This window comes from Johannesbaptistia floridana (genome assembly GCF_057440575.1).
On the sequence record NZ_JALKVM010000417.1, the window covers coordinates 1 to 5,123 of the forward strand.

At 33.6% G+C, this 5,123-nt stretch carries 4 protein-coding genes and 1 pseudogene; 2 read left to right on the forward strand and 3 right to left on the reverse strand.

Annotation, left to right across the window (positions count from 1 at the left end; translation table 11 throughout):
* A pseudogene (locus MW688_RS23780) lies at positions 1-236 on the forward strand (hypothetical protein); the annotation flags it as partial.
* A gap of 240 nt (positions 237-476) precedes the next feature.
* Here the strand turns inward: MW688_RS23780 and MW688_RS23785 are convergent.
* Positions 477-1,268, reverse strand: a complete 792-nt coding sequence (locus MW688_RS23785; RefSeq protein ID WP_486738498.1) for a transposase — start codon at positions 1,266-1,268, stop codon at positions 477-479.
* A 309-nt stretch (positions 1,269-1,577) separates the two neighbouring features.
* Between MW688_RS23785 and MW688_RS23790 the strand changes: the two genes are divergently transcribed.
* Positions 1,578-2,207 (forward strand): Uma2 family endonuclease, encoded by a 630-nt coding sequence (locus MW688_RS23790; protein ID WP_486738499.1) that lies wholly within the window; start codon positions 1,578-1,580, stop codon positions 2,205-2,207.
* A 461-nt stretch (positions 2,208-2,668) separates the two neighbouring features.
* On the opposite strand, the gene MW688_RS23795 is transcribed toward MW688_RS23790, so the two are convergent.
* Positions 2,669-4,102 (reverse strand): mechanosensitive ion channel domain-containing protein, encoded by a 1,434-nt coding sequence (locus MW688_RS23795; protein WP_486738500.1) that lies wholly within the window; start codon positions 4,100-4,102, stop codon positions 2,669-2,671.
* Positions 4,103-4,128: 26 nt separating this feature from the next.
* A complete protein-coding gene (locus MW688_RS23800; RefSeq protein ID WP_486738501.1) occupies positions 4,129-4,890 on the reverse strand; it encodes an MBL fold metallo-hydrolase in 762 nt (253 codons plus the stop codon).
* Positions 4,891-5,123: the final 233 nt, after the last annotated feature.

Genomic DNA, 5,123 nt, shown 5'->3' on the forward strand with positions numbered 1-5,123 from the left:
AATATGGCTTTTCTGTGCAAAAACAAATTTATTTAGAAAAAGGTGGTAAACTAGACAAATATGATGATGAAAGCTATAAGGCGGTGGCGGAACAAGTCGGCTGGTATACAGGAAACCCTAAAACCCGGGGATATTACCCCTGTCGTTTGTGGGTGGATTTGAGCGAGTTAGTGTCGATTGGTCTTTTGTGGTGTCGGTGGGTGAGATTTATCTCTTTTCTCTTCTCTAGACTATAGCAGATAAAGGACTTAGAGGATCCATAAATGTTTATATAAATTTCATCTGTACGATTTTATAAGGGTTTGAGGATTTCATTACCTGTTAGAGATATTCTTTGCATTATACAAAAAACATAACTGTATTGGTAAAATCCAAAGAATATCAACTACCAACCCTGAAAAAGTGTATTAAAATATACCAAAACCTCAAAGATAAAAGTAATTTAGACACACCAATCCCTTGTGATAATTTGTAACTCAGTAATAATTAGCAAGATATTCCTCAACATACTTAGGGTTATAGCAGTTAGCTAAAATAAATTTTTCTGCTACTTCCACTACTTCAGGGTTATTTTCCTGCCAGTATTGATAAAGTCGTTTAGCCTCAACCTCAGCTTTTTTTTGTTTCTCAGTTTTCTTTCTTTTAGTTTTAGTTGCCTTGTTTCTACGAGTTAATTTAGGTAATAAATTACTACCCCAATAAAATTTCTTGTGGGACTTTTCTGGTGGCTGATATTGATAACAAAATTTGCGATATTTTCTAGCACATTCTTCTAAATCTTCCCCCAAACTTAAAAAAGCCGGATGCCATGTAGTTAAACCATCATCCCCTAATCTTTCGTATACTCCATAATTGCTAAAATCATAGAAAAAACCTTTTTGCATTCCCGCAGTTTGGGGATTAGCATGAATATATCTAATAGTGTTTAAACCTCTTCTAATATCAGTATTAGGAAAAGAGGTTTGATGGTATCTTTTTTCCCAAAAATGTCCTGTACGATTTAACATTCGATTAAAGCACATCGCCGAATACCAATTGATATAGTGCATAATGTTCGGTATGTCTTCTCGCTTTTTCGGTTCAATTAAATAATGAATATGATTAGACATGATACAGAGACAATAAAGCTGAAAATCGTATTTGATTATGGCTTTTTTGAGAATATAAAGAAGGATTTGGCGGCTTTCTAAACGAGTCAACCGAAATTCACGGTTATTACAACGAGTAGTAATATGATAAGAATGATTTGAGGTTAAGTGACTAAGCATTGAACTTGTGAAAGTTTCTTTCGTAGGAACTTGAAAATGGCAACAAAAAATGGAGTTTTTGCCTAGTTTTAAAAGTTATTTAAATAGTAGTTTAGTAGGTTGCGTTAACCTGTGTGTAACGCACAAGTTAATTATCTCGTCTTCACATCAAATCAGTTTAATTAGTTACAATAATTTTTATACTTTCCTCTTTTCCTTCTCGCTTCTCTGTACAATCTGGTGCGTTACGTGCTCCTTTGCGGTTCACACCCTACTAAATTAACTAATTTTATTTAAACACGAACTCTAAAATTACTCTCTAAATCTTCTATGATTCATGCCAAAACCGAAGCTAAACTATACAGCTTTGATGAATTTATAAGCTGGTATCCCAACAACGTAAAAGTCCGATATGAACTGCATGATGGAGTCATTATTGAAATGCCCAAGCCTAAAGGGAAACATTCAAATTTAACCGGTTCTCTAATCGAGCAATTATTGATAATCATTAGGCAGATGGGCAAAGGGGGTATTTGGACGATTCCTAGAGAGTCAATTGTCAAACCCAAACGGGAAAACTCAGGTTATGAACCCGATATCATCGTGCTAAACCAAGAAGTTATGGGGGCGGAATCTCGCTGGGAGAGCGAATCAATTATACAAAATTCTGAGTCAGTTAAATTAATCGTCGAGGTGGTTTCAACGAATTGGCGTGACGATTACTACAATAAACTGCGAGATTATGAAGAGATGGGTATCCAGGAGTATTGGATTGTGGATTATGCGGCATGGGGTCCCAGAAAGTTGATTGGCAACCCCAAGCAACCTACATTTTTTGTTTGTTATTTAGTGGACGAGGAGTATCAGATGACGACCTTTACGGAAAATACTGTCATTGTTTCCCCAACTTTTCCTCAGTTTAACTTGTCTGCACACCAGATTTTTAACCTAGCTTTCTAGGAAAATATAAGTAAATTGTAGGGTGCGTTAACGACGTGTAACGCACCGCAATATATGCAGTAATATTATCTCTGGTTATATATAATTAAACGGATTTGATCTAACTAGGCGATCGCCTGGCAGAGCGACTACGTAGTGCGCAGTTGAAAAAATATTCATTGATCAATTTGATTCGGTGCGTTACGCCCTTTAGGGGCTAACGCACCCTACTGGTCTTTTGTTCTGGTGCTTTGGTCTAAGTAAAGCACCATAATTTTATAAACCACATAAGACTTTTAGGTAAAGAGGCAATGATAATACTCACTCTCTCGTGTAGAAATAAGCGATCGCCTGCGGGATACGTTATACCCGGCGCCGTTAGAAAAAATATTTATTGCTCATATCAATTTGATTCGGTGCGTTACGCCCTTGGCGGGCTAACGCACCCTACTTATTAGACTACTTATTAGACTGTAGTAATATCATTTAAATAAATCATTAAAGCGTTCTTTCATCCAATCGAGCAAATTTTGAGATGTACTAGTTCCTTCAGCTTTTGCTTTTTTGTATGCCTCTATTACCTCTGGTTTATTCTTGTTTTCCTCTAGTTGCTTATCTATTTCTGCTTTTAAATTAGGTCTGTTTTGGAGCAATTTAGCAAAATTATTGCAATTGATACAAAAGAAACTAGCGTCTTTTTGAGCTTTAATTCCTGCTGTTCTCGGAATATTTAGTAGTAGAGATAATTCTCCAAAAAAACTACCAGGTGGCAATACTTTTTTGCAATCGCCATTAATAATTACTTCTACCGCACCATCAAGAAGAATATAAAAAGCATCTCCATCTTCATTTTGATGAAAAAGAAACTCACCAGCTTGTTTAGTCAGGTGATAACCTAATTCAATTAATTGTCTCAACTCTATTTCATTAAAGCTTTTGAAATAAGTTACTTGATCCAGTAAAGTAATAAGAGAAGAGTTATTAATATTTTCTTCCTGTTCTTTTAAATATTTTTGATCTTCTATTAACGAGATAATTCTATTTTCTTCCTGTTCTTTTAAATATTCTTGATCTTCTCTTAACCAAATAATTCTATGAGGAGTTGGAGGCTTAATTTTTTTCTGGCGTAAATAGTACTCACAGGCAAACTGTAAATTACTTTTAATTTTTTCTTTTTGCATTAAATTACTAGTTTCTATAAATACCCAGACTCTAAATTTAAGACTGCTATCACCAATGCCAAGATAAAAAACCTGTGGTTGAGGATATTTTAAAACATTGTTTTCTTGATATACCGCTTCTAAAATAGTTGTGGTAATTAACAGAATATTTGCATCGCCATCCAATTCTATATCAATGTTGATTTTAATTGGACTTTCATAACTCCAGTTAGTTACTTTGTTTTCTACTAGCTGACTATTAGGGATAATTACGCGAGTACCGTCTATTTTTCTAATTATAGTAGAACGAGTAGAGATTTTTTCAACCTCTCCTTCTTGTCCTTCAATTTCAATAAAGTTACCTATTTTGACATTTCCTTCTAATAAAAAACTCAACCCACTAAAAAAGTTTTTGATCAAATCTTGTAATCCTAAACCAATACCAATACCAATCGCACCACCGAGAAAGGCTAAAGCAGATAAATCAATTTTTAATATATTTTGAACAATAATGATAAAAAATAAAGCGGCAATACCATAACTTATTAGACTAGCTATAGCGTCTCTAATTCCTAGTTCAAGATTTTTAGATAATATGTTAATGAGTAGTTTTTTAATGTATTTAGAGACAAAATATAATAAGACCGCTAAAACAACTAATGAAATTATCTCATCTATAGGAATTTCTGCTTTATCTTCTGTTTCAGCTTCTGTTTGACCTATGAATATTCTTGTGGTATTAAGCTTTTCTAACATGCTCTTGATGACCTATAGTAATTAAACTAAAATTTAAAAACATCTCCTCGCTTCACAAAACCAAGAAAACCATCTTTTTTTGCATTTGGAAGAGGAAGGGGTTGATAACCATATAGCCACATTTTTGCTTTGATTTCCCCTGAAAGATTTACAAGTTCTTGATAATGTGAATGTACTCCTGTAGGAAAAGTAGATATTTCACAATCATGAAAGATAAAATCCGCAAGTTTATAATATGGTTCTAAAACATTTAAACATAATTGAGTATCTGTGGTTATCAATATGTTTTTTTGATTTACTTGAAAAAATAATCCATAGCTAGGCATAATAGCTGTTTTAGCATCAACATGAATAACTTTAACTAAATTTAGTTTAATATTTTGCCAGTAAAAATAGTTTTCACTACCAATAGCTTGAATATTATAAAAAGTATCGATATTAGCTTCTTCTCCTTGTAGATAACCCATGCCACCGGATAAACTGTCCCAGATTTTCTTGCTAATAGTTTCACTTAAATATAATTTTGGTTTACTACACTTAGGATCGAACTTAGAATTAAAACCAATATATTCTAGTCCCCCAATATGATCGCTATGAAGATGACTAATATAGATATCAGTGACATCTCGATGAGTAAAAGAAGCGGCATTGAGAGAAAATCGAATATCTCCCCCACAATCAATGAGTAGTTTTTCCCCATTATCACTAATTAAAAACATATTTGACTGGAAATTATCAGTTCCTAGTGTAAAAGCTGAACCAGATCCTAAAAAAACTAACTTAGCCATGACAATGAAAAAGGTATTAAAACAGGGAATTGAATTTTACGATAACACAATATAGCGGGATACGTTCTGCTGTTAATAAGAAATAAGTTTATAGTTTAGTAGGGTGCGTTAACCTGCGTGTAATGCACCATAATTTTATAAATCTACATAAGACTTTTAGGCTGTTAATAAGAAATAGGCGATCGCCTGGCTGGATATTTTACGTGGTGTGCAGTTAGCAAAAATATTTGTTC